Below are 24,960 nucleotides of genomic sequence, written 5' to 3'. Positions count from 1 at the left end.
AAAAAGCCCCTCGCAGTATTGCTCAGGGCGAATGCCTGGGTTGACATCACTCACTCAGACTATCTGGTTTCTCCCCTTTTTTTGCAGGCTGAGACGGGAGTTCACTCATCCTGTAATATACCGGTATCACATCCTGATAATTAATCATGTAGCCGCGACCCTTGATGTTGCGGATAAAATCTGCGGGCAGTCCCAGCAGACGCAGCTTTTTATTCAGGTTGTTTAATACTTGCCACAGCCGCTGTGAGGAAGGCGATAAGTTATTCTCCTCCCAGATTTTGTCGAACAGCTCTTCTTTACTGATCGCGCTGCGGCGGCCATGCTCCAGCAGATAGAGAAAAAGCCTGAGCATGGTTTCATTAAAATAGATCGATGCAAACGCGATACTTTTATCCGTTTGACTCCCGGTGAGCCGATACAGCCGGCGATTAGAAATATCGAAATGAATCTCATCACCGATCATAAATCCATAGAGTCGATAGCCCATTTATTTCATACCTGGATAATTAAATAAAATACCGATCCTGACCTGCACGCCAAACATAAGTCCACACCGTTTATGTGGGGGATTATATGGCTGCTATGAATGCTTTCCAATACACACTCCGGTGCGCTATATGAAAGCGGTTGAGAATCCCTCGGGTGTAGTTCTTTCGTTGCCGTAAACGCTATTTTTAGTTTTAAACGCTGCCGGTTTTGCCGTGATTTTGCTTATATCCTGCTTTTGCGTGATGAGGCAATGCATCAAGAGGATATGGCGTATTGAGGCGCCAACTCAGCATTTTGCACTGATTCATCAGGGCATGACCTGTTCTGAGCCGCACACCGTTTTTCTGTGCACTCAGAATGCGATGAACGATGAAAAAAGAGGAGTGAAGTTAAATGATTTATACTGAATCAGGGGAGGGGCTACCGCCGCGTTGACCGTTACGGCGGAGGATTTTTTGACAACTAGCCTGTTGATAAATAATCTAAAAAATCTGAATCAGAAATTTGATCAGCGTTGTCTTTTTAAAATGAGCCAGTAGGCATGAAATGAAACCTGTTTTTCTGATTAACGAAACCGTGCTTTTCGAGCCGGATGCCCGCCGCCTGTGCTCGCTTGCTGACTACCCATCACGCGCGGTCATTCTCCATGGGCCGGTGAGTGAGTGCCTGCTTCAACTTCTCGAGCAAAATGAGCAACTGCTGACGCAGCGCTACCTGTTTGCCGCGGTATGGGAGAAACAGGGCGCTGTGGTGACCACTAACGCGCTTTACCAGACCATCGCCTCGATCAGAAAAGCGTTGAAATCCGCCGGGCTGGAAGAGAACGTCATTATCACCGTCCCGAAAGCGGGGTTTAAATCCGTCGCCCAGCTGCGGGTAGGAACCCTTGCGGAGTTTGTTGAGCAGAATAAAACAGCTCCATCGCCTGTTTTGGCCGATGCATCCTCCGAAATGGCCAAACCCGAAATCCCACCCGCTGTAACGCCGCGCACACCCCGTTTCTGGCGGCCATCCATAGCGTACTGGCTGGCAGGTGCCCTTTTTTTATTCTCCTGTGGCGTGCTCTATCCTGAGATTAAGCCCGCGGAACCGGTATTTGTCGGCTATCACCCCATAGGCACAATTAATGGCTGTCAGGTCTATTCCTCATGGAATGAAACAGAGAAAAGCCAAAGGATGTGGGCCGCGTTGTCACAGCGTTTTCCGCTGGCCTGTAAAACGGGGAAGGTGGCCTATATGACGATGAATCGTGCCCAGTTGGGAATATCGGTGATTATTTGTGACCGTGCGCCGGAAAATCGCGAGGCGCGCTGTGAGTCTATTTTTTACAGGCAGCCCTATTATGACAATGAATAATTCAGCATTGCGCTGGGGTATTATTTTTCTGCTGGCGATCTCCCCGCTGCTGGTTGCCTGGTATCTGCATTATCAGCGCAATAATTTTAGCTGCGAGACCCATACCACCATCGTTGAACCGCGTGCGGTAATCGACATGATAATGACTTTTTCATTTAAGGATGGCGTTGGGAGTTATGATGCCTCCGGGGACTATATCGAAGAGAATAAACCGCCGGTGGCGATCGGTAATAAGGTGGGATTCACCTACTGGCGTGAAAACAACGAAGTGATTCTGGTCTCGAACGAAACTAACGTCCTGCCGAAGAAGCATTTAAACTATCTCGCCTATGTCCCGGACTTCTTTCAGCACCGGGAGCGGGGAATAAGATTGAATATCCTTCCCGCCAATGCTGACAGCTATTATTTCACCTACAGCAATTCGCCGGTCATGTACTGTACGAAAGGATAATCCCGCGCCAGCGCGGGGTGTTTTTACCCGCCTTTTTACTTTGTTGCCCCTATTTACACTTGATTACATAAAGATAATGAGTATAGTTCTCATTCTCTTTAGTGTTTGTGGGCGCGTAGGGACTTTCCCGCATCAACAGTGAGTGCAGATCTCACACGGAACACTGAGTGTTAACGGTGGACGCTGCCCTGGCCTGATGGCCCGCAATCACAATCCTAATCGCAAAACATAAGCGACGCAGACGTCCACCTCAAATTCGATTTGCACGGTAAAGGATGTTCCTGATGTCAAAGAAATTGTCTGCCCTGGCGCTGTTGATGGCTGTCTCACTCAGCGGCTGCGCCGCTCAGCACGCCGCGACCACCGCGCCCGCCGCTGATGCCCCGAAACCTGCTGCCCCGGCGCAAACCAACGTCGTAAAACGCGAGCTCGCTGACGGCCTGTACGAAATGGTCCTCAACCGGAAAGGCGACGCGCTGTATGTTGCCAGCGCCGAAGGCTTCAAGGATGTGCAGGGTGGGGTGGTGTACAAGCTCGATCCGACGACCCTGAAAACCCTTGGCCGCAGCCATACCGATCTGAAAAACTTCGCCCTCGCCCTCTCTGAGGACGGCCAGACCCTCTATGCCACCAACTCGCTGGACGGCGGGATCAGCGCCATCAGCACCGCCGACGGCAAGGTGAAACAGCGTCTGCTGTTTACCGAGCGCAACAAAGAGGGCTACCCGTACGGCGCGCGTCAGGTGCTGCTGCATAACGACGTGCTGTACATCGGCGGCGTGGCCGATCCGGCGGTGATCTGGGTGGTGGATGCCAACACGCTGAAGCTGAAGAAAACGATCCAGAACGCAGGGCAGTGGGTCACCGGCCTGATGTGGTCTGAACAGACCCAGCGCATTTATGTCGCCAACGGCGGCGGGGAAATTCTGATTATTAATCCACGCAGCAACCGCATTGAAAAACGCTGGAAGCCGCTCGGTGACAAACCGGCCCTGCTGCTCAATCTGGCGGAAGATCCCGCCACCGGCCGTCTGTTTGTTACCGACAACTCGAAAGCCAAAACCACGCTGGTGCTGGATATCCATACCGGTGAGGTCATCAAGCAGCTCGACGTGGGCGACTCGCTGGCGGTGAAGTTCAACCCTAAACGCAACGAGCTGTACATCACCCAGCGCGAGAGCGGCAAGCTACTGAGCCTGGATGCCAACACCTATGCCGTGAAGCAGAGCTGGGATCTGCCGCCGAACCCGAACAGCCTGCTGCTGTCGGCGGACGGTCAGACGCTGTACGTCACCGTGAAGCAGGCGTTCAACAAAGACCACTCCACCAACGGGCCGGACAGCGTGGTGCGTGTCGCCCTGAAATAATCTTTCTCATAACAATTAAGGCCCGGTAACGGGCCATTTTGCGCGAATTTTGAACGAGTTAATTATGAACCACACCAGAACAATGAACAAAACGCTACTGGCCCTCGCTATTGGTGCCATCGCCCACTCCGCCGTGGCGGCGAATGTTAAGAAAGAAGAGACCATCGTGGTCCAGTCCGCTGCCAGCGACTTTAAACCCGGCGGCGACCAGCTGGTGCCTGCCTTCCTCGACGGGCAGGTGGCGAACGGCGGACGCATGGGGATGCTCGGTCAGCAAAATGCGATGGACGTGCCCTTTAACATCATCAGCTACACCTCGAAACTGGTGGAAGATCAGCAGGCACACACCATTGCCGACGTGGTAGCTAACGATGCGGGCGTCCAGTCCGTGCAGGGCTACGGCAACAGCGCGGAGAGCTATCGCATTCGCGGCCTGAAGTTCGACGGCGACGACATGACCTTCGGCGGCCTCTCCGGCGTGCTGCCGCGTCAGGTGGTGGATGCGCAGATGGTGGATCGCATTGAGATCTTCAAAGGCGCTAACTCCCTGATGAACGGCGCTGCCAGCTCCGGCGTCGGCGGGATGATCAACCTCGAGCCGAAACATGCGGGCGCAACGCCGCAGGCGAAAGTGGGCGTCGACTACACCTCGGATTCGCAGATTGGCACCACCCTTGATGCAGGACGCCGCTTCGGCGACAGCGACCAGTTTGGCGCTCGCGTTAACCTGGTGCACCGTGAAGGCGAAGCGCCGGTCGCCAACGATCGCCGCCGCACCACGCTGCTCTCCACCGGTCTGGACTATGCGGGGGATAAGTTCCGCAGCTCCGTGGACATGGGCTATCAGAAGAAAACCTTCCACGGCTCGGAAACCGGGGTCAACATCGCCGGCGTTGATTTTGTGCCCGAACCGCCGAAGAACGATCGCAACTACTCCCAGAAATGGGCCTACAGCAATATCGAAAACGAATTCGGTATGTGGCGCAGCGAGTACGACATCATCGACAGCTGGACCGCCTATACCGGTCTCGGTGCCCAGCACGCCCATGAAGAGGGGCTGTACAGCGGCGCGAAGCTGGTCGACAAGAGCGGGAAAGCCACCGCGTCCCGCCTGGATACCAACCGCATCAGCGACAGCGTCAGCGGGATGGCGGGCATTCGCGGCAACTTTGCCACCGGCTTTGTGACCCACAAGGTCAACGTTGGCTACTCGGCGATGACCAAAAACGAGAAAATTGCCTGGAAGATGTCGGCGGCGAAGGATAACCCGGTCACCAACATCTACCACAATACCGGCGTGGACGCGCCGCCGAGCACCAATTCCAATGGGGCAGGTGGCAACTACAGCGATCCGCTGACCAGCGGCCGCACCCGCACCCAGGGCTGGCTGCTGAGCGACACCCTCGGCGTACTGGACGACACGCTGCTGTTCACCGCCGGGGCTCGTCATCAGAAGGTGGTGATCCGCGGCTATAACAAAGTGACCGGCATGGAAAACGCGGGCGACAGCTTCGACGGCGACCGCTGGATGCCGACCTACGGCGTGGTCTACAAGCCGTGGGAGACGGTCTCCTTGTATGCCAACCACACCGAGGCGCTGCAGCCGGGTAAAACCGCGCCAAATACCGCCACCAACTACGGTCAGAGCACCGGGATCGTTCACTCTAAGCAGAATGAAGTGGGCGTGAAGGCCGATTTCGGGCGCGTTGGCGGATCGCTGGCGCTGTTTGAGATCAAAATGCCGTCCGCCATTCTCGACAGCCAGACCAAACACTACGGCCTGGATGCCGAACAGCGTAACCGCGGCGTTGAGCTGAACGTCTTTGGCGAGCCGATGCTGGGCCTGCGTCTGAACGCCAGCGCCACCTGGCTGCAGGCGGAGCTGACCAAAACCAACAACGGGGTGAACCAGGGCAACGACGCCATTGGCGTTCCGTCGTTCTACGGCGTGCTGGGCGCGGAGTATGACATCAAGCCTGTCGATGGCCTGACCGCTACCGCCCGCGTGAACCACTCCGGTTCGCAGTATGCGGATCTGGCCAACAGCAAAAAGCTGGACAGCTACACCACCCTGGATCTGGGCATGCGTTACCGCTTCGCGGTCAACAATGACCAGAACCAGATGACCGTTCGCGCCGGGATTGAAAACGTCACCGACGAGAACTACTGGTCAAGCGTGGACGACGGCGGCACCTACCTGTTCCAGGGTGAGCCGCGCACCTTTAAGGTCTCCGTCGGCTACGAGTTCTGAGTTCGACCCTCGTTATCGGGGCAGGGATGCCCCATCCATCTCTCCGCGCCTTTACTTGCTACCACCTGGCTGAAGTGTTAAAAGGTGCCCCTTCCATAAAAAGAGACAGGGGTAAGACGTGAAAAACGCGTCATCCGCTTCAGGCAAAGGTGTTGCTGAAGCCTCGTCGGAACAGACACCGACGCTGCATCGTGGTTTACAGAACCGACATATTCAACTTATCGCCCTCGGTGGTGCTATCGGCACCGGGCTGTTCCTCGGCATCGGTCCCGCCATTCAGATGGCTGGCCCTGCCGTGCTGCTGGGATATGCCATCGCGGGCATTATCGCTTTTCTGATCATGCGCCAGCTCGGCGAGATGGTGGTGGAAGAGCCGGTATCTGGCTCCTTCGCCCATTTTGCCTATAAGTACTGGGGCCCGTTCGCCGGCTTCCTCTCCGGCTGGAACTACTGGGTGATGTTCGTGCTGGTGGGCATGGCGGAGCTGACCGCCGCGGGCATCTATATGCAGTACTGGCTGCCGGACGTGCCGACCTGGATCTGGGCGGCGGTGTTCTTCATCATCATTAACGCCGTTAACCTGGTGAACGTGCGCCTGTACGGTGAGACGGAATTCTGGTTCGCCTTAATCAAGGTGCTGGCGATCATCGGCATGATCGGCTTTGGCCTGTGGCTGCTGTTCTCCGGGCACGGCGGCGAGCGGGCAACCATCGACAACCTCTGGCAGCACGGCGGGTTCCTTGCGACCGGCTGGAAAGGGCTGGTGCTGTCGCTGGCGGTGATCATGTTCTCCTTTGGCGGGCTGGAGTTGATCGGCATTACCGCCGCCGAAGCGCAGGATCCGCATAAAAGCATCCCGAAAGCGGTCAACCAGGTGGTGTACCGTATTCTGCTGTTCTATATCGGTTCGCTGGTGGTACTGCTGGCGCTCTACCCGTGGGTGGAAGTGAAGTCCGACAGCAGTCCGTTTGTGATGATTTTCCACGACTTGAACAGCAACGTGGTGGCATCAGCACTCAACTTTGTGATTCTGGTGGCCTCGCTGTCGGTCTATAACAGCGGCGTCTACTCCAACAGCCGGATGCTGTTTGGCCTCTCCGTGCAGGGCAACGCGCCGAAGTTCCTGACCCGCGTCAGCCGTCGCGGCGTGCCGGTCAACTCGCTGCTGCTCTCCGGGGCCATCACCTCACTGGTGGTGCTGGTCAACTACCTGCTGCCGCACGAGGCTTTTGGCCTGCTGATGGCGCTAGTGGTCGCGACCCTGCTGCTGAACTGGATCATGATCTGCCTGGCGCACCTGCGTTTTCGCGCGGCAATGCGCCGCAAAGGGCGCGAGACCCAGTTCAAGGCGCTGCTCTATCCGGCGGGGAACTACATCTGTATTGCCTTCCTGGCGATGATCCTGGTGCTGATGTGCACCATGGACGGCATGCGCACCTCGGCTATTCTGCTCCCGGTGTGGGTGGTGTTCCTGTTTGTGGCGTTTAAACTCTCCAGAAAATAAACGCTTTTCTTCCCCTCCCTATTGGAGGGGACATCAGGCCGCAAACACCTTTTCGCCCGGCGGCGCTGCGCTTGCACGGGCCTACAAAACTCGTAGGCCGGGGAAGGCGCAGCCGCCACCCGGCAGAAATACGAGCACATAGCAAAACCCCTTCTCACCTTTATCGTGACCCCCCTCCCACTTCTTCATTGATCCAGATGATCTTTTTTTTGTAATCGATTACTTTTCATTTGAAACGGTTTGTAATCGATTACTTTTTAAGGGTGGGGCTGATCATGGTGTCAACAACTGAAAGTAGTGGAAAGGTGATAGGGCAGCACCGAATGCTGGTGCCGCGCCTGTCATTGATGATGTTCCTGCAATTTTTCATCTGGGGTAGCTGGTCGGTAACCCTCGGTCTGGTGATGACCCAGCACAACATGTCATTGCTGATCGGGGATGCCTTCTCTGCCGGGCCGATTGCCTCGATTCTGTCGCCGTTCGTCCTCGGCATGCTGGTGGACCGCTTCTTCGCCTCGCAAAAGGTGATGGCGGTGATGCACCTGGCCGGGGCGGCGATCCTGTGGTTCGTGCCGGGCGCGTTAATCGCGGAAAACGGCGCGTTGCTGATCGGCCTGCTGTTTGGCTACACGCTCTGCTACATGCCGACCCTGGCGCTGACCAACAACATCGCCTTCCACAGTCTGGCGAATATCGACAAGACCTTCCCGGTGGTTCGCGTGTTTGGCACCATCGGCTGGATTGTGGCCGGGATCTTTATCGGCGTCACCGGCGTGGCCTCCAGCGTCACCATCTTCCAGGTCGCGGCGGCCAGCTCCGTCCTGCTGGCGCTCTATAGCCTTACCCTGCCGCACACGCCGGCTCCGGCGAAAGGGATGCCGGTGAAGATGCGCGATCTCTTCTGCGCCGACGCCTTCGCGCTGCTGAAAACCCGTCACTTCTTTATCTTCTGCCTGTGCGCGATGCTGATCTCCGTTCCGCTGGGCACCTACTACGCCTACACCGCGTCGTACCTGGCAGATGCCGGTATTGCCGATGTCAGTACCGCCATGTCCTTCGGCCAGATGTCCGAAATCTTCTTTATGCTGGTGATCCCGCTGCTGTTCCGCCGTCTGGGCGTGAAAATCATGCTGCTGATCGGCATGCTGGCATGGTTCGTCCGTTACGCCATGTTTGCCCTCGGCGTAAGCGAGGAGGGGCGCTTCCTGCTGTACCTCGGCATCCTGTTGCACGGCGTCTGCTATGACTTCTTCTTTGTGGTGGGCTTTATCTACACCGACCGCGTGGCGGGCGAAAAGGTGAAAGGCCAGGCGCAGAGCATGATCGTGATGTTCACTTACGGTATCGGCATGCTGCTGGGCTCACAGATTTCCGGCGCGCTGTACAACCGCCTGGTGGCGGGGCAGCCCGTGCCACAGGCCTGGGTCACCTTCTGGTGGATCCCGGCGGTGGCGGCTGCGGTCATCGCGCTGATTTTCCTTGTCACGTTCAAATATGACGATGACAAGGCGTAATGTTCAGGAGGTGGTATGAGGACAATTAAAGGCCCGGGAATTTTTCTGTCGCAGTTTATCGGAGGGCAACCGCCGTTTAACACCCTCGACGGGCTGGCAGGCTGGGCAGCGGACAAGGGCTATAAAGCGCTGCAAATTCCCTGCAATCATAAGACGATTTTTGACGTGGCGCTGGCGGCTGAGAGCCAGACCTACTGCGACGAAATCAGCGGTAAGCTGGCCAATCACGGGCTGGTCATCAGCGAGCTATCCACTCATCTGGAAGGACAGCTGATCGCCGTTAACCCGGCTTACGACGAAGCGTTTGATAACTTTGCCCCGCAGGCGGTGCGTGGCAACGCGGCGGCCCGCCAGGCGTGGGCCACTGATATCGTCAAAAAGGCGGCGATCGCCTCGTCCCGGCTTGGACTGACCGCCCACGCCACTTTCTCGGGATCGCTGGCCTGGCCGTTTATGTACCCTTGGCCGCCGCATAACGAGGCGCGTTTCCAGGAGGCATTCAGCGAGCTGGCCCGCCGCTGGCGGCCGATTCTGGATGCCTTCGACGAGCAGGGGGTCAACCTGTGCTATGAGATCCATCCCGGTGAAGACCTGCACGACGGCGTCACCTTCGAGCGTTTTCTGGCCCTGGTGGACAACCATCCTCGCTGCAATATTCTCTACGATCCGAGCCACCTGCTGTTGCAGCAGATGGATTACCTGGCCTTTATCGACCACTACCACACCCGCATCAAGGCGTTCCACGTCAAGGATGCCGAGTACCGCCCCAACGGGCGCAGCGGGGTGTATGGCGGGTATCAGAGCTGGATCAACCGCGCCGGGCGCTTCCGCTCGCCGGGCGACGGGCAGATCGACTTCAAGGGCATCTTCAGCATGCTGACCCAGTACGACTATGACGGCTGGGCGGTGCTGGAGTGGGAGTGCTGCCTGAAGGACGGCGATACTGGCGCGCGGGAAGGGCGCGAGTTTATCTCCCGCCACATTATTCCGGTGTCCGATCGGGCGTTTGACGATTTCGCCGCAGGAGAACTTCATGATTAACGTCGGCATTATCGGCAGCGGTTTTATCGGCCCGGCGCACATCGAAGCCCTGCGCCGTCTCGGCTTCGTGCAGGTCGTCGCCCTGTGCGACGGCTCGCTGGAACAGGCGCAGGAGAAAGCCCGGGCGCTGAACATTCCCCACGCCTACGGCAGCGTGGACGCACTGCTGGCGCACCCGGATCTGCACGTGGTGCACAACTGCACGCCAAACCATCTGCATGCAGAGATCAACCGCCAGATCCTGCGCGCCGGGAAGCATGTCTTCTCCGAAAAGCCGCTGTGCATGACCCCGGCCGAGGCGCGGGAGCTGGTCGCACTGGCGGAGCAGGCCGGCGTGATCCACGGCGTGAGCTTTGTCTATCGCCAGTTTGCCATGGTGCGCCAGGCGGCGAGCATGGTGGCAGCCGGTTCGCTCGGACGGCTGTTTGCCGCCCACGGCAGCTACCTGCAGGACTGGATGCTGCTGGAAACCGACTACAACTGGCGGGTCGATGCGGCGCTCGGCGGGGCATCGCGGGCCGTGGCCGATATCGGTTCCCACTGGTGCGACACCATTCAGTTTCTGACCGGACGACGCATCACCGAGGTGATGGCCGACCTGTCGATCGTCTGGCCGACCCGCAAGGCGAACGTGGCCGGGAACCAGACCTTCAGTCAGGCGGGCGATGCGGTCTATGAAGACCGGCCCGTCACCACCGAGGATTTCGGCTCGGTGCTGTTCCGCTTCGACGACGGCAGCAAAGGCAGTTTTACCGTCTCGCAGGTGAGCGCCGGACGAAAAAACCGCCTCAGCCTTGAGGTCAACGGCAGCGAGGCCTCGGTGGCCTGGGATCAGGAGGTGCCCCAGCAGCTGTGGGTCGGCCATCGCGCCCAGGCCAATCGGTGGCTGACGGACGATCCGGGCCTGATGAACCGCGACGTGGCCGACAGCGCCCATTTCCCCGGCGGCCACATCGAGGGCTGGCCGGACGCCTTTAAAAACATGATGGCGCAGTTCTATCGCGCGGTGCAGGCGGGCAGGATGCCGGACAAGCCGCTGTTTGCCACCTTCCACGACGGGGCAAACGTGATGTATATCATTGACGCCATAGTGAAAAGCCATCAGCAGCAGCGCTGGGTTAGCGTCGCGCAGTAACCGCTTGCCCGGTACGCCGGGCAACGAATTTATGGTAGCCTGCTGCTAACGCTAACTGCAGGATCTCTCGTCGCTATGTCAATTCAGAAAATCGCCCAACTGGCGGGCGTCTCGGTGGCGACGGTATCGCGCGTGCTGAATAACAGCGATACCGTTAAAGCCAAAAACCGCGATCGCGTCTTGCAGGCGATTAAAGAGGCTAACTACCAGCCCAATCTTCTGGCTCGTCAGCTGCGCACCTCGCGCAGCTATATGATCCTGGTGATGGTCTCCAACATTGCCAACCCGTTCTGCGCCGCGGTGGTGAAGGGCATTGAGGAGCAGGCGGAGAAAAATGGCTACCGCATTCTGCTGTGCAACTCCGGCTCCGATATTGAACGCTCCCGCTCGGGGCTGAGCCTGCTGACCGGCAAAATGGTCGACGGCATTATCACCATGGATGCCTTTACCCGCCTCACCGAGTTGGCGGCGCTGATTGGCGATGCGCCCTGGGTGCAGTGCGCCGAATACGCCGACGCGGGAGCGGTCTCCTGCGTCGGGATCAACGATGTCGACGCCTCCCAGCACGTGGTCAGCCGTCTCGCGGACGGCGGGCGTCAGCGGATTGCGCTGATCAACCACGATCTGAGCTACAAATATGCCCGTCTGCGCGAGCGCGGGTATAAAAGCGTGCTGCATCTGCGCGATTTAGCGTATCAGGCGGTGGAGTATGCCAGCGATCTGAGTGCGGCGGCCGGAATGGCGGCGATGAGCAAGCTGCTGGCGACGGAACCGCGCCCGGATGCGGTATTTGCCGTCTCCGATACGCTGGCCGCAGGGGCATTACGCGCTATCGAAAAAGCGGGGCTGCGCGTGCCGCAGGATATCGCCGTGGTGGGCTTCGACGGCACCGAGCTGGCGGACATGATCGCGCTGACCACCATCGAACAGCCGTCGCGGGATATCGGGCGTAAGGCGGTCGATCTGCTGCTGAACAGAATCGACAACCCCGACGCCGCCACCGAGCGGGTGATGATGAACTGGCGCTTTATTTCCCGCGCCAGCACCTGAGTTATTTCGCCAGGACGCCCGCCAGAGCGCGAATATCGTTCCCGGTTGGCGTCTGGTGAATGCGCAGACCAAATTCATCAATCACCGCGAAAATATGGTCGAAAATATCGGCCTGAATCGCCTCATATTCCGCCCAGATCACGGTGTTGGTAAACGCATATATTTCAATCGGCAGACCGTTGGCGTCCGGCGCTAATTGCCGCACCATCAGAGTCATATCCTGACGAATACGCGGATGGTTACGCAGATATTCATTCAGATAGGCGCGGAAGGTGCCAATATTGGTCATCTTACGCAGGTTCAGGACCGATTCCCCTTCGCCATTTTCCTGATTCCACAGCGTAATTTCCTCGTGGCGCGTGGACATATAGGGCTTGAGCAGCTTTGCCTGAATCAGCTGCTGCTGTTCCTGCTCGTCGAGAAAATGGATGCTGGTGGTATCAATATTCAGGCTGCGCTTAATCCGCCGTCCGCCGGAGGCCGACATGCCGCTCCAGTTGATAAAGGCATCCGAGACCAGCGCCCAGGTGGGAATGGTGGTGATGGTGTTATCGAAATTACGCACCTTGACGGTGGTCAGGCCAATATCGGTCACCGTGCCGTTGGCACCGTATTTCGGCATCTCCAGCCAGTCGCCGAGCTTGAGCATATCGTTGGCCGAAAGCTGAATGCCCGCCACCAGCCCGAGGATCGGGTCTTTAAACACCAGCATCAGCACCGCGGCCATCGCCCCGAGGCCGCTAATCAGAATGGCGGGGGACTGGCCGATCAGCAGGGAGATAATCAGGATGCCCACCAGAATGGCGCTCACCAGCTTGATGCCCTGGAAGATGCCCTTCAGCGGCAGCTGCGAGGCGGTCGCCATTTTCTGCGACAGATTGAATATCACGTCCAGCAGGGAGAAGAACGCCAGCAGGGCGTAAACCATCACCCACAGCTTCGCGCTGGTGGTAAGTATTTCCGCCGCGTCGCTGCCTTTTTGCAGCCACAATACCGCCTGAACGTTGACGATTATCCCCTGCAGGGTAAAGGCCAGACGGTGAAATAACTTATTCTGGGTAATAATTTGCAGCCATAAATGGCTGCTGGCCCGGGCGCGTTTCTCGAATGCCCGCAGCACCACTTTGTGCAGAATAAAATGAATAATCAGGGCAGTAAGAAAAATAATGCCAAAAATGATCGCGAGGGAGGTGGTGTGATTTATTTCAATGCCTGTCTCTTCGATCAGAGAAATGAACTCCTGCATAATGTCTCCTGTATTAAAGCAGCCGCCATAATGGCGGCTGAGGATCTATTATGCAAATTCGCCTGGCTTATTTTACCGCATGGCAGGTCTTCACCACCGGCAGGCTCAGGCGATGGCGCAGCCGCAGCGTCGCGAGCGCCAGGACGATCATCATGACGGTTTCCACCACCAGGAAGACGTTAATCGCCTCTGCGTAATCTCCGTGATGGTTGTGCAGGGCGTGGAGCAAAATCGCGCCGAAGATCGCCGGGCCAAGGCCGAGCGCTGCCTGTTGCAGGGTGCTGAGAATCGCGCTGGCGGCCCCGGCGTCGTCGGGCTGAATATCGCGCATCCCGATGCGGTAGAAGCTGTTCACAATCAGCGCCTGGCCGTAGCCGATCAGCCCGGTGGCCGGGGCGAGGGTCAGGGCGGTGTTTTCCACTCCCCAGAGGCGGAAGGTGGCGATCAGCGCCAGCAGGCCGGCAATCTGAATCGCCAGACCGGTCAGCAAAATTGCGCTGGTGCTGTAGCGGGCAATCAGCCGTGGGGCAAACCACGCCGAGACGAAATAGGTCACCCCGAGTGCGATAAAGCTGTTGCCGGACTGCCACGGTGCCATCCCCAGACCGGTCTGCATGGTCAGGGCCATACAGAACATAAACCCGGACCAGACGCTGAAAAAGAGCATCGCAATCAGCACGCCAAAACGGATACTGCCGAGCTGCATCAGACGCGGCGGGATCAGCGGGTGAGCCCCCTCGCGCTCTTTTTTACGCGCATTCAGCGCCATGAAATATGCCAGCGGGATAATGGCGATCAGCGCGGCCTTCAGCGGCCAGGACCAGTGCCACTGCGGCCCCAGCGCCATCGGGAACAGCAGGCAGCAGAGGATCGCCGCCAACAGGGCGGTGCCCGGCCAGTCGATGCGCGACGGCGTGTCGCGGCGGGTTTCCGGCACGTAGCGGCGGCTCAGGGCCAGCACCAGCAGGCAGATCGGCACGTTGATAAAGAACGCATTACGCCAGCCCAGCCCGGCGATGTCCGCCGAGACCAGCCAGCCGCCGCCCATCTGCCCGACGATAAAGGCAATCCCGCCGATGCCGCCAAACAGGCTGATGGCTTTGGCATGCGCCGTGCCTTTCAGCGTCACGTGCAGGGTGGCGAGAATTTGCGGCACGATCAGCGCCGCCCCGGCACCCTGAACGATGCGCGCGGCCAGCAGCTGCTCGATAGTGCCCGCCATGCCGCACAGCAGCGAGGCCAGGCCAAAGCTCGCCACGCCCCACATAAACAGACGACGACGGCCGAAGTTATCCCCCAGCTTGCTGCCGAGCGCCAGGCAGACGGCAAAGGCCACGCCGTAGAGGGCGACAATCAGCTCCAGCTCGGTGGCGGTAGCGTGCAGCGAGTGGGTGATGGAGTCCAGCGCCACGTTGGTGATCGAGGTATCAATCAGCGGCAGCATCTGGCCGGTTAACAGCAATATCAGGCCTGCCCGGCCCGGTGAAACAACTGACGTATTCATGGTGACTCCATTGCGTCAAACAGCGTAGCGTCGTAGCATCAACCATCTGATAAACGGGTACCAGTTCTTGCTTATACTGGTACTGGCACTACCATGCAGGGGGCAATATGGCGCTGATGTCTGAACCCGTCACCTCACTTCAGGATGACACCCGTAAACAGCTGGGCGCATTTTTACGCGCGCGGCGTGAAAGTCTCGATCCGCAGCGCCTCGGTTTACCGCGCAGCGGCCGCCGTCGTACTCCAGGCCTGCGTCGGGAAGAGGTGGCCCTGCTGGCCGACGTGGGCGTCACCTGGTACACCTGGCTCGAGCAGGGCAGGGACGTCAATCCGTCGAGCGCAGTGATGGCGGCGGTGGCGAAAGCGCTGCAATGTACCCCGACCGAAACCCGCCATCTGTTTGTGCTGGCTGGCCTGCCGCCGGGCGAAGCGCCCCAGGCGGTCTGCTGTGAGGGGATCAGCGAAGGCACCCGCCGTCTGCTCGACACCCTGATGCCAAAACCCGCCAGCATTCAGAAGCCGAATTTCGATATCGTGGCGTGGAACGACAGCTTCGGCCATCTGATGGGCGTCGACTTCAACGACATTCCGCCGGAAGACCGCAACTGTATCTACCTCTATCTCACGCATCCGGCGTGGCGCGCCCGGCTTGGCAGACGTGATGATGTGCTGGCCATTTTTGTCTCTTACTTTCGCGCGGCGATGGCCGAGCACCGGGGCGACCCGCAGTGGGAGGCCAAACTGGCGCGCTTCTTTGCCGTATCCGAAGAGTTTGAAACCCTGTGGCACCAGCGCAACGACGTGCGTGGCGTGGAAAACCAGCTCAAGCTGTTTACCCATCCTGAGCTGGGCGATTTTCATCTCCAGCAGATGTACTGGTACTCCGCCCCGCGTAACGGCTCGCGGCTGCTGGTCTATCTCCCGGTGGATGACGAAGGCGAGCGCGCCCTGACGTGGCTGGCGGAGCAGGCACCATGAACGTTACCCGCAAACAGGAACGCCTCCTGCGCCGCGCGCTCACCGAGTGGCAACAGGAGGGGGCATTAACCGCCGACGAGCATCAGCGTCTGGCCGGGAGCTTAAAACGCGTCGCTATGGACTGGCAGCGCCTCAGCCGCTACGCCTTCTGGACCGCCATCGCCTGCGTCATCATCGCCATCGGCAGTCTGTTTGCTGACAGCGAGCTGATGGCACGCATCATCGAATTCTTCGCCTTCTCCTCCCTCGCCCGCATCGGGCTGCCTGCGCTTGCCGCCGTACTGTTTTATCTGTGGGGATTCAGCCGCCAGCGGCGGGAAACCCGGTGGCACTACAGCACCGAGGCGATTTTATTCCTTGGGGTGTTCTTTACCGCCATTGCGCTCTGGCAGCTGGGTGAACGGCTGGATACCGGCAGCGGCCATATCGCGCCGCTGTTCCTGGCAGGCTGCGCCGTTTACGGGCTGGTGGGTTTCTTCGGGCGTTCGGGGCTGGTGTGGCTGTTCTTTTTGCTCTCTCTCGGCAACTGGTTTGGCGCAGAGACCGGCTACATGTCCGGCTGGGGTGCCTACTGGCTGGGGATGAGCTATCCGGTACGCTTTATCTTCTTCGGCGGCGCACTGCTGGCGCTGTGCTGGTGGCTGCGCGGAATGCTGCGTCAACGCCATCTGTATACCACCAGTAAAGCGATGGGGCTGACCTATCTGTTTGTCGCCCTGTGGATCCTGTCGATTTTTGGCAATTACGATATCGATAGCTGGTACGGCACTACCCGCGCGGCGCTGCTGCCGTGGGCGCTGCTGTTCGCGATGGCGGCGGGGATCTGTATTTACATCAGCCTGAAAACCGACGACGGCATGCTGCGCGGCTTTGGCCTGACGTTTCTTGGGATCAACCTCTATACCCGCTATTTCGAATACTTCTGGGACGGGATGAACAAGGTACTGTTCTTCCTGATTCTGGCAGCCTCGCTGGCGGTGATCGGGCGCTATGCGGAGCGGATCTGGCACGCGGGAAATACGGCTAAGTAGATCTGCATCGCAGGCTGGTTATCAGTAAAAAGTAACGGGCCGCTATCAGCGGCCCGTTTGCATTAGCACTCAGTCACAATTGTGCTCAGCGGCAGGCGAGATTTCGGCAGCGTGGCGTTGAAATCTTCCACGCTGTGATGCCCTACCGGCACTACCACCAGGCTGGTGAAGCCTTTCTCTTTCAGGCCAAACTCTTCGTCGAGTACCGCCGCGTCGAAGCCTTCAATCGGTACCGCGTCCAGGCCCATTGCGCCTACGCCCAGCAGGAAGTTACCGACGTTCAGGTAAACCTGTTTCGCCATCCACTGGTCATCATCTTTCAGATCGACACGGTGCATATCGGCGAAGAAGGTGCGGCCCTTGTGGTTGGCGGCTTTCGCTTCAGGGGTGTTGAAACGGCCGTCGGCCTCTTCCTGATCCACCACGCGGGTAAGCCAGGCATCGTCCAACGCGGTTTTGGCGCAGAACACCACCACGTGAGAGGCATCCAGCATTTTGCGTTCGTTAAAGACAAAGCCACCGGCGGCGGATTTCGCCACGCGCGCTTTGCCTTCTTCGGTGCTGGCAACGATAAAGTGCCACGGCTGCGAGTTGGTGCTGGACGGGCTGTACTGCAGCAGGGTTTTAATCTGTTCCGCCTGGTCGGCAGTCAGTTTTTTGTTCGGATCAAAGGCCTTCGTTGAGTGACGTTTTAAGGCAACAGAGATGATATCCATTACTACTCCTGGGGTTCAGTGCAAAAGGGAAAATAATACAAAGGGAAGGTGACAAAGGTAAGGGCATTCCGGGCGCTTAACCGCCGGGGCGTAATTTTTTTTGCTCTTTTTTCGGCAGCTTATCCACCACCAGATGCCACGAATCGTTAACCAGATCGGCGATCAGCTCGGGAGTGATATCCTCCGCCGCGTAAATCGAGATCCAGTGCTTTTTATTCAGATGGTAGCCGGGCTCGATCCCCCGGTAGATCTGCTGGTTGAGCAGCGACTTTTGCGGATCGGACTTCAGGCTGACGTGCTGACGCCCGTGCGCCACGCCCATCAGCATAAAAATCTTGCCGCCCACTTTAAACACGTCATATTCCGGGCCAAACGGCCAGCAGTGCTCGGTAAAGGGCAGATCCAGCGCCACCTGTTTAGCGCAGGCGGCGAGCGTTTTACTGTCCATGGTTATCCTCTTCGGCCAGCGCGCGCCACATGGCTTCAAAACCCAGCGCCTTGAATTCGGCAGCGCGCGCCGGTTCGCGGGTGGCGAAGGCCATCGTCGTCTCCGCCAGCGACAGGAACAGGGCGTCGCCAAACAGACGAAACGCCTCTGACATAAATACCGGGCGGATATGACGGCGGCACAGCTCATGCAGCTCAGGGAACATCTCGTGCACCGCCTGTTCGGTTTCGGCGTTGATCTTCTCGCTCACGCCGAGCTGGCGGATCGCGCCGTGGGCCACCGGGTTGCGGATCCCCCAGTCAACGTAGCTGTTCCAGATATTGCGGGTATGCTCTTTCGGCTGGGTGAGGGCACGATCCATATTCGCCAGCATGGTCTGGCACAGATCCTGTTTCAGGTGCAGGTAGAGGGCGTTGAGCAGATCGTCTTTGGTGGCGAAATAGCGAAACAGGGTGCCTTCCGCCACCCCTGCGCTGCGGGCGATTAACGCGGTAGAGGCCGCAATGCCCGACTGGGCAAAGGCAGCGGTTGCCGCGTCCAGCAACGCCAGTTTTTTATCTTCACTTTTCGGACGAGCCACTGCATTTCCTCCAGTTAATGTGCAAAAACCCTGATTGAATCATGCCCTTTGCGGGGCTGCAACGTGGAATGTCAAAGATCTTAAAACGTCTTGACGACTTTCACATCACTTCTATAATGAGTGCTTACTCACTCATAATCAAGTTTTGCCCGCGCAGGCCATCGGATGGGGCGCGAATTCGGGTCGGGATATGAAAAAGCGTTTTATTATTAGCCTGGTGGTAGTGATGATTATTGCATCCGCGGCAAGTTTGCCGTTCGTACTGAATGCCGGATTCGGCCAGCCGCCACAGGGCGCGCAGCTGAGTGAGTTTGCCGCTTCGCCGCAGTATCGCGACGGCCAGTTTCATAACACCCTGCCCACGCCGGGGTTTACCGGCAACAAGAATATGCTGGCGGCATGGTGGGAGTTTCTGGTGACGAAGCGTGAAAACGCGCGTCCGGCCCAGCCGCTGCCGCTGGTAAAAACCGATCTGGCACAGCTGCCGCTGGATCAGGACACCCTGGTCTGGCTCGGCCACTCCTCATGGTATCTGCAGCTGGCGGGCAAACGTATCCTGATCGATCCGGTGTTCAGCAGTTACGCCGCGCCGTTCTCCTTCCTCAACAAAGCCTTTGCCGGGGAGTACCCCTGGCACGCCGACGAGATGCCCGACATCGATCTGCTGATTATTTCGCACGATCACTACGATCATCTCGATTACGCCACCATCAAGGCGCTGATGCCGAAAGTGAAACGCGTAGTTACCCCGCTCGGGGTCGGGTCACACCTGCGCTACTGGGGCATGGATCCGGCCATCATTGAGGAGCGGGACTGGGATCGGTCGGTGCGCATCAGCGACGACTTAATCGTGCATGTCCTTCCGGCGCGCCACTTCTCCGGACGCGGGCTGAAGCGCAATCAGACGCTGTGGGGCAGCTTTATGTTTGTCACCCCGCAGCAAAAGGTGTTCTACAGCGGCGACTCCGGCTACGGCCCGCACTTTAGCGCCATCGGGGAGCGGTTTGGCAGCGTCGATCTGGCGATCATGGAGAACGGGCAGTATGACCAGGACTGGAAGTACATCCATATGCAGCCTGCCGAAACGGCGCAGGCCGCCGCGGATCTGAATGCCAGGGCGGTAGTGCCGGGCCACTCCGGTCGCTTTGTGCTGGCAAAACACACCTGGAACGACCCGCTGATCAAGCTTTCAGAGGCCAGCAAGGATAAGCCGTATCGCCTGCTGACGCCGGAGCTGGGTGAGCCGGTCAGAGTGGATGATGCCACGCAACAATTTCACGCGTGGTGGGAATAATATTTAATCGAAGAGCAGAGGGGGAGAGCAGCATGACTATTTCCGCTCAGGTTATCGACACCATTGTCGAGTGGATCGACGACAACCTTCATCAGCCGTTGCGCATTGAGGATATTGCCCGTCACGCGGGCTATTCCAAATGGCACCTGCAGCGGCTGTTTATGCAGTACAAAGGCGAGAGTCTGGGGCGCTATATCCGCGAACGTAAGCTGCGGCTGGCGGCGCGGGATCTGCTGGAGTCAGACGAAAAGGTCTATGACATTTGTCTGCGCTACGGCTTTGACTCCCAGCAGACTTTTACCCGCGTCTTTACCCGCACCTTCAACCAGCCGCCTGGCGCGTATCGCAAGGATAACCACAGCCGGGCGCATTAGCGTCAGGCTGAATGCGAAAACCAGCGGCGCCAGATAAAGCGCAGGACAAAGAACTCAACGGCGCCGAGCAGTAAAAACCACAGGCAGAAGATAATGGTGTAGAGCTGATTGAGATCCATCAGATGGAAGGTGCTCATCAGCTTCTGCGCCAACACCAGTCCCAGGGAGGGGGCAGGTAGCAGCAGAACGGAGAGAAAAGCCATCAGTAAGATGCCGCCTGCCGTTAACAGCGATTCTAACGGGTGTTTCATAAATATGTTAATCGTCAGTTAAAAATAACATTGTCACGGATAGGACTTCGTAAAGCAATATCATTCATACAGCGCGCGGGTGATAAATAATCGCGCGCTAATTCACAGTTATTTCCCTGCCAGATAGCGGTTAATTCAATTAACCTGCACTAATGTAAATTAATGTCACCCTCCGGCTAATAGTTTTACAAAGGTATAAGTGCTGTAGCCAATTAACGTTGCAATAACAATGGCAGCGATAATATATAACGCCAGACGACGCCCGCGATAAATTCCAAACATGCTGACCCCTCGTTTAGTTTAGGTTTAGAAATAATTTGTAAAAATCGTCGTATTGAAATGAAACGTTATCTGTTTAATGCCGTCGACAGAAATAATAGTGCGTTAAATTAATTGCCGTGACAACCCATTAAATTAACGCCGACGATTTATAAAAGCAGAAATGGAATTCAGGCTTTGCTCACCGCAAATTGAAGGAGCTGAAATATGACCAAAATGCATCACATGCCACCGTCCACACCGGACCGCGCCCCGACCCAGGCGTACCATCAGACCGTCGAGCAGGCCCTCGCCGCGCAGCACAGCACCGCGGCTGGCCTGAGCCGTGCCGAAGCCCAGGCGCGTCTGCAACAGCATGGTCCCAATGCCCTGCCGGAAAAAAAAGCCCGTCCGGCGTGGCTGCGTTTTCTCGCCCATTTTAACGATGTCTTAATTTACGTCCTGCTGGCCGCCGCGGTATTAACCGCAATTATGGGCCACTGGGTCGATACCCTGGTGATTCTGGGTGTGGCGGTGATTAATGCCTTAATTGGTCATATTCAGGAGAGCAACGCCGAGAAGTCCCTGAGCAGTATCCGAAATATGCTCGCCAGTGATGCGATTGTTATTCGCGAAGGCACCCATGAAACAATACCGACTACTGAAATAGTCCCGGGCGATATTATTGTCCTGCGCGCCGGGGATCGTATTCCGGCGGATATGCGGGTGATCGAGGCGCATAATTTACGCGTGGAAGAGGCGATCCTTACCGGTGAATCTACGGTGGTCGATAAACATATTCAGGCCTTAACCGGAGAATTAACCCTCGGCGACCGCACCAATCTGCTGTTTTCCGGCACCACCGTCAGCGCGGGCGGCGGCATGGGCGTGGTGATTGCCACCGGCCAGGAGACCGAGCTGGGCCACATCAACCAGATGATGGCCGGGATTGAAAAACATCGCACTCCGCTGCTGGTGCAGATGGACAAGCTCGGCAAAGCCATCTTCGGCCTGATCATGGCGATGATGGCGGCGCTGTTTGTCTTCAGCCTGCTGCTGCGCGACATGCCGATTGGCGAACTGCTGCTGTCGTTAATCAGCCTGGCGGTGGCCGCGGTGCCGGAAGGTCTGCCAGCCATCATCTCGATTATCCTGTCGCTGGGCGTGCAGGCGATGGCGCGTAAGCGGGCCATCATCCGCAAGCTGCCTACCGTCGAGACGTTAGGGGCGATGACCGTGGTCTGCTCGGATAAAACCGGCACCCTGACCATGAATGAGATGACCGTCAAAGCGATCATCACCGCCGAGAGCTGCTATCGCGTCGAGGGGGACAGCTATGCCCCGGAAGGCAACATCTGCCTCGAAGGCAGCGACGAGCCGGTGCAGATCCAGCCGGGTACCGTCCTGGAGCAGTATCTGCGCACCATCGACCTGTGTAATGACAGCCAGATGGTTCAGGACGAGCGCGGCCTGTGGGGGATAACCGGTGGCCCAACCGAAGGCGCACTGAAGGTGCTGGCGGCGAAAGCCCACCTCAAGCCGGTGATGACCACGCTTATCAACAAGATCCCGTTCGACTCGCAGTACAAATACATGAGCACCCACTACCAGATTGGTAGCGAGGAGCAGATCCTGATCACCGGCGCGCCGGACGTGATTTTCGCCCTCTGTGCGCAGCAGCAGACCCGTCACGGCGCTGAAGCCTTTAACCGCGCCTACTGGGAAGCGGAGATGGAGCGCTATGCCCGCCAGGGGCTGCGCATGGTGGCCGCGGCCTTCAAACCGGCTGACGGTGAGCAGGAACTGACCCACGACGATCTCAGCCACGGCCTGATCTTCCTCGGCATCGCCGGGATGATGGATCCGCCGCGTCCGGAGGCGATCGACGCCATTCACGCCTGCCAGCAGGCGGGGATCCGCGTGAAGATGATCACCGGGGATCACCCGCAGACCGCGATGAGCATCGGGCAGATGCTGGGGATCGCCAACAGCGCCCAGGCCGTTACGGGTTACCAGCTGGAGCACATGGATGACGCCGAGCTGGCAAAGGCGGCGGTGGAGTACGACATCTTCGCCCGCACCAGCCCGGAGCATAAGCTGCGTCTGGTGAAGGCCTTGCAGGAGCAGGGCGAGATCGTCGGCATGACCGGCGACGGGGTGAACGACGCCCCGGCCCTGCGCCAGGCGGACGTGGGTATCGCCATGGGCATCAAGGGCACTGAAGTGACCAAAGAGGCCGCCGATATGGTGCTGACGGACGATAACTTCGCCACCATCGCCAGCGCGGTGAAAGAGGGGCGTCGCGTCTACGACAACCTGAAGAAGACCATTCTGTTCATCATGCCGACCAACCTGGCGCAGGGGCTGCTGATTGTGATTGCCCTGCTGGCCGGGAATATCATTCCGCTGACGCCGGTGCTGATTTTGTGGATGAACATGGCCACCTCCGCCACGCTCTCCTTCGGCCTGGCCTTTGAAGCCGCCGAGCGCAGGATCATGCAGCGCCCGCCGCGTCAGACCGGGAAACACGTGATGGACGGTTATGCCGTCTGGCGCGTGGCCTTCGTCGGTACCCTGATTGCCGTCGCCGCCTTCGCGCTGGAAGCCTGGCTGGCCCCGCGCGGCCACAGCGCCGAGTTTATCCGCACCGTGCTGCTGCAGATGCTGGTCTGCGCCCAGTGGGTCTACATGATTAACTGCCGCAACACCGAAGGCTTCTCCCTCAACCGCGGCCTGCTGGCGAACAAAGGGATCTGGCTGGTGACGGGCGTGCTGCTTCTGCTGCAGCTGGCGATTATCTACCTGCCGTTTATGCAGATGCTGTTCGGCACTGAAGCCCTGCCGCTGCGCTACTGGGGTGTCACCCTGGCGATAGCGGGCGCGATGTTCTTCATCGTTGAGATAGAGAAGCGCCTGACCCGCAGGTTCCGTAAGGCTGCATAACTTTTTGCCCTCACCCTAACCCTCTCCCACAGGGAGAGGGAACTCTGACCTCCCTCTCCCTGTGGGAGAGGGCCGGGGTGAGGGAAAACAACGCCGAGGTACTCCCATGAAATTCCCACTCCTGTTCGCACTCCTCGCCAGCAGCCTGCAGCCCGCCTTTGCCGCCGCCATCCCCGTTCGCGTCGCCACGGTCGAGCAGACCGCCCACGCCGCGGAGCGTCAGATCCCGGGCCGCATCGAAGCGATTCACACCGTGGAACTGCGCGCCCGCACGGAAGGTGTGATAACGAAAATCAACTTCCGCGACGGGCAGTACGTGAAAAAAGGCGACGTGCTGTTTGAGCTCGACGACGCCGAGCCGCGTGCTGCCCTGCGTCTCGCGCAGGCCGAAGTCACCAGCGCCGAAGCGACGCTGCGCCAGGCGCAGCAGCAGCTTTCCCGCTTTGAAAGCCTGGGCAGTAACCATGCCATCAGCCGCCACGACGTGGACAACGCCCGCATGCAGCGCGACGTCGCCCGCGCGGCGCTGGAGCAGGCGAAAGCCCGGCTCGACACCCGCAACGTCACCCTGGCTTATACCCGCATTACCTCGCCCATCGATGGCCGCGTGGGGCACGCCAGCTTCCACGTGGGCAGCCTGGTCAACCCGTCCAGCGGCGTGCTGGTGGAGGTGGTGCAGCTCGATCCGATCCGCATCGCCTTTGCGCTGGAAGAGGGTAATTTTGCCACCAAAGCGGGGCAGTATGCGGATATCCGCGCCATGAAGCAGGCGTGGCAGGCGCTAATAGACAGCAACGGCCAGCGCATCAGCGGCGAGCTGACCTCGGTAGATAACCGCATCGACCCGCGCACCGCCAGCGTGATGCTGCGCGCCGAGTTCGCCAACCCACGCCATCAGCTGCTGCCCGGCGGCAACGTGAATGTGTTTTTGCGCCCGATGAGCGAGAAGGCGGTGCTGACCCTGCCCGCGGCGGCGGTGCAGCAAAATGGCGACGGGTTCTTTGCCTGGGTGGTTAACGCCGACGGCAAAGCCGAACAACGCCCGCTGAAGGTTGCCGGGCAGATTGGCCAGCAGTTTCAGATTGCCTCTGGCATTGCGTCCGGTGAGCGAGCGATTACCGACGGCGCGCAGCGCATGCAGCCCGGCGCTGCCGTCCAGATACTGAATTAAGGAGCCATC

Annotated in this window: 22 protein-coding genes; 15 read left to right on the top strand and 7 right to left on the bottom strand. The window is 58.5% G+C overall.

Annotation, left to right across the window (positions count from 1 at the left end; all coding sequences use genetic code 11):
- Nucleotides 1–46: 46 nt before the first annotated feature.
- Nucleotides 47–487, bottom strand: a complete 441-nt coding sequence (locus tag V7Q49_RS10240; protein ID WP_333850870.1) for a winged helix-turn-helix domain-containing protein — start codon at nt 485–487, stop codon at nt 47–49.
- A 548-nt stretch (nt 488–1,035) separates the two neighbouring features.
- Here V7Q49_RS10240 and V7Q49_RS10235 point away from each other — a divergent pair.
- From V7Q49_RS10235 to V7Q49_RS10195, 9 genes are all read left to right on the top strand, one after another.
- On the top strand, nt 1,036–1,845 hold the full coding sequence (locus V7Q49_RS10235; RefSeq protein ID WP_333850866.1) for a winged helix-turn-helix domain-containing protein: 810 nt from the start codon (nt 1,036–1,038) through the stop codon (nt 1,843–1,845).
- Nucleotides 1,832–2,296, top strand: a complete 465-nt coding sequence (locus V7Q49_RS10230) for a hypothetical protein (RefSeq protein ID WP_333850864.1) — start codon at nt 1,832–1,834, stop codon at nt 2,294–2,296. Before V7Q49_RS10235 ends, V7Q49_RS10230 begins: the two co-directional genes overlap by 14 nt.
- A 284-nt stretch (nt 2,297–2,580) precedes the next feature.
- Entirely contained in the window at nt 2,581–3,663 is a 1,083-nt protein-coding gene (locus tag V7Q49_RS10225; RefSeq protein WP_333850862.1) for a YncE family protein, read from the top strand.
- A gap of 64 nt (nt 3,664–3,727) precedes the next feature.
- Complete coding sequence (locus V7Q49_RS10220; RefSeq protein WP_333850860.1) at nt 3,728–5,914, top strand: TonB-dependent receptor; 2,187 nt, start codon at nt 3,728–3,730, stop codon at nt 5,912–5,914.
- Between the two features lie 118 nt (nt 5,915–6,032).
- Entirely contained in the window at nt 6,033–7,418 is a 1,386-nt protein-coding gene (pheP, locus tag V7Q49_RS10215; protein WP_333850858.1) for a phenylalanine transporter, read from the top strand.
- A 275-nt stretch (nt 7,419–7,693) separates the two neighbouring features.
- Nucleotides 7,694–8,932: an MFS transporter gene (locus tag V7Q49_RS10210; protein ID WP_333850856.1), complete on the top strand. Its 1,239-nt coding sequence runs from the start codon at nt 7,694–7,696 to the stop codon at nt 8,930–8,932.
- Between the two features lie 15 nt (nt 8,933–8,947).
- Nucleotides 8,948–9,973, top strand: a complete 1,026-nt coding sequence (locus V7Q49_RS10205; protein WP_333850854.1) for a sugar phosphate isomerase/epimerase family protein — start codon at nt 8,948–8,950, stop codon at nt 9,971–9,973.
- Nucleotides 9,966–11,108 carry a Gfo/Idh/MocA family protein gene (locus V7Q49_RS10200; protein ID WP_333850852.1) on the top strand — a complete coding sequence of 381 codons (1,143 nt, stop codon included), beginning with the start codon at nt 9,966–9,968 and terminating at the stop codon, nt 11,106–11,108. Before V7Q49_RS10205 ends, V7Q49_RS10200 begins: the two co-directional genes overlap by 8 nt.
- A gap of 75 nt (nt 11,109–11,183) precedes the next feature.
- On the top strand, nt 11,184–12,158 hold the full coding sequence (locus V7Q49_RS10195) for a LacI family DNA-binding transcriptional regulator (protein WP_333850850.1): 975 nt from the start codon (nt 11,184–11,186) through the stop codon (nt 12,156–12,158).
- Nucleotide 12,159: 1 nt separating this feature from the next.
- Here the strand turns inward: V7Q49_RS10195 and V7Q49_RS10190 are convergent, their stop codons facing one another.
- Nucleotides 12,160–13,404 (bottom strand): mechanosensitive ion channel family protein, encoded by a 1,245-nt coding sequence (locus tag V7Q49_RS10190; protein WP_333850848.1) that lies wholly within the window; start codon nt 13,402–13,404, stop codon nt 12,160–12,162.
- A 67-nt stretch (nt 13,405–13,471) separates the two neighbouring features.
- Nucleotides 13,472–14,908 (bottom strand): MFS transporter, encoded by a 1,437-nt coding sequence (locus tag V7Q49_RS10185; protein WP_333850846.1) that lies wholly within the window; start codon nt 14,906–14,908, stop codon nt 13,472–13,474.
- A gap of 107 nt (nt 14,909–15,015) precedes the next feature.
- Between V7Q49_RS10185 and V7Q49_RS10180 the strand changes: the two genes are divergently transcribed.
- Nucleotides 15,016–15,885: a helix-turn-helix transcriptional regulator gene (locus V7Q49_RS10180; protein WP_333850844.1), complete on the top strand. Its 870-nt coding sequence runs from the start codon at nt 15,016–15,018 to the stop codon at nt 15,883–15,885.
- Nucleotides 15,882–16,916 carry a DUF2157 domain-containing protein gene (locus V7Q49_RS10175; RefSeq protein ID WP_333850842.1) on the top strand — a complete coding sequence of 345 codons (1,035 nt, stop codon included), beginning with the start codon at nt 15,882–15,884 and terminating at the stop codon, nt 16,914–16,916. The genes V7Q49_RS10180 and V7Q49_RS10175 overlap by 4 nt, the downstream gene beginning before the upstream one ends.
- 62 nt (nt 16,917–16,978) lie before the next feature.
- On the opposite strand, the gene nfsB is transcribed toward V7Q49_RS10175, so the two are convergent.
- The 3 genes from nfsB to V7Q49_RS10160 form a co-directional block, all read right to left on the bottom strand.
- A complete protein-coding gene (nfsB, locus tag V7Q49_RS10170) occupies nt 16,979–17,632 on the bottom strand; it encodes an oxygen-insensitive NAD(P)H nitroreductase (protein WP_333850840.1) in 654 nt (217 codons plus the stop codon).
- A gap of 76 nt (nt 17,633–17,708) precedes the next feature.
- On the bottom strand, nt 17,709–18,080 hold the full coding sequence (locus V7Q49_RS10165; protein ID WP_333850838.1) for an MmcQ/YjbR family DNA-binding protein: 372 nt from the start codon (nt 18,078–18,080) through the stop codon (nt 17,709–17,711).
- Nucleotides 18,070–18,660, bottom strand: a complete 591-nt coding sequence (locus V7Q49_RS10160; protein ID WP_333850836.1) for a TetR/AcrR family transcriptional regulator — start codon at nt 18,658–18,660, stop codon at nt 18,070–18,072. The genes V7Q49_RS10165 and V7Q49_RS10160 overlap by 11 nt, the downstream gene beginning before the upstream one ends.
- 190 nt (nt 18,661–18,850) lie before the next feature.
- On the opposite strand from V7Q49_RS10160, the gene V7Q49_RS10155 reads away from it, so the two are divergent.
- Complete coding sequence (locus tag V7Q49_RS10155) at nt 18,851–19,954, top strand: MBL fold metallo-hydrolase (RefSeq protein WP_333850834.1); 1,104 nt, start codon at nt 18,851–18,853, stop codon at nt 19,952–19,954.
- Between the two features lie 32 nt (nt 19,955–19,986).
- Complete coding sequence (locus V7Q49_RS10150; RefSeq protein WP_106992253.1) at nt 19,987–20,328, top strand: RamA family antibiotic efflux transcriptional regulator; 342 nt, start codon at nt 19,987–19,989, stop codon at nt 20,326–20,328.
- Between the two features lie 2 nt (nt 20,329–20,330).
- Here V7Q49_RS10150 and V7Q49_RS10145 read toward each other — a convergent pair whose 3' ends face one another.
- Nucleotides 20,331–20,579, bottom strand: coding sequence for a DUF1158 domain-containing protein (locus V7Q49_RS10145; protein ID WP_333850830.1), 249 nt, complete (start codon nt 20,577–20,579; stop codon nt 20,331–20,333).
- Nucleotides 20,580–21,065: 486 nt separating this feature from the next.
- Here V7Q49_RS10145 and V7Q49_RS10140 point away from each other — a divergent pair, with 486 nt between their 5' ends.
- Nucleotides 21,066–23,780, top strand: a complete 2,715-nt coding sequence (locus V7Q49_RS10140; protein ID WP_333850828.1) for a cation-transporting P-type ATPase — start codon at nt 21,066–21,068, stop codon at nt 23,778–23,780.
- A 106-nt stretch (nt 23,781–23,886) separates the two neighbouring features.
- On the top strand, nt 23,887–24,951 hold the full coding sequence (locus V7Q49_RS10135) for an efflux RND transporter periplasmic adaptor subunit (RefSeq protein ID WP_333850826.1): 1,065 nt from the start codon (nt 23,887–23,889) through the stop codon (nt 24,949–24,951).
- Nucleotides 24,952–24,960: the final 9 nt, after the last annotated feature.

Source organism: Leclercia sp. (genome assembly GCF_036780805.1).
GTDB lineage: Bacteria > Pseudomonadota > Gammaproteobacteria > Enterobacterales > Enterobacteriaceae > Enterobacter.
This window is presented reverse-complemented; position numbering and strand designations above follow the sequence as displayed.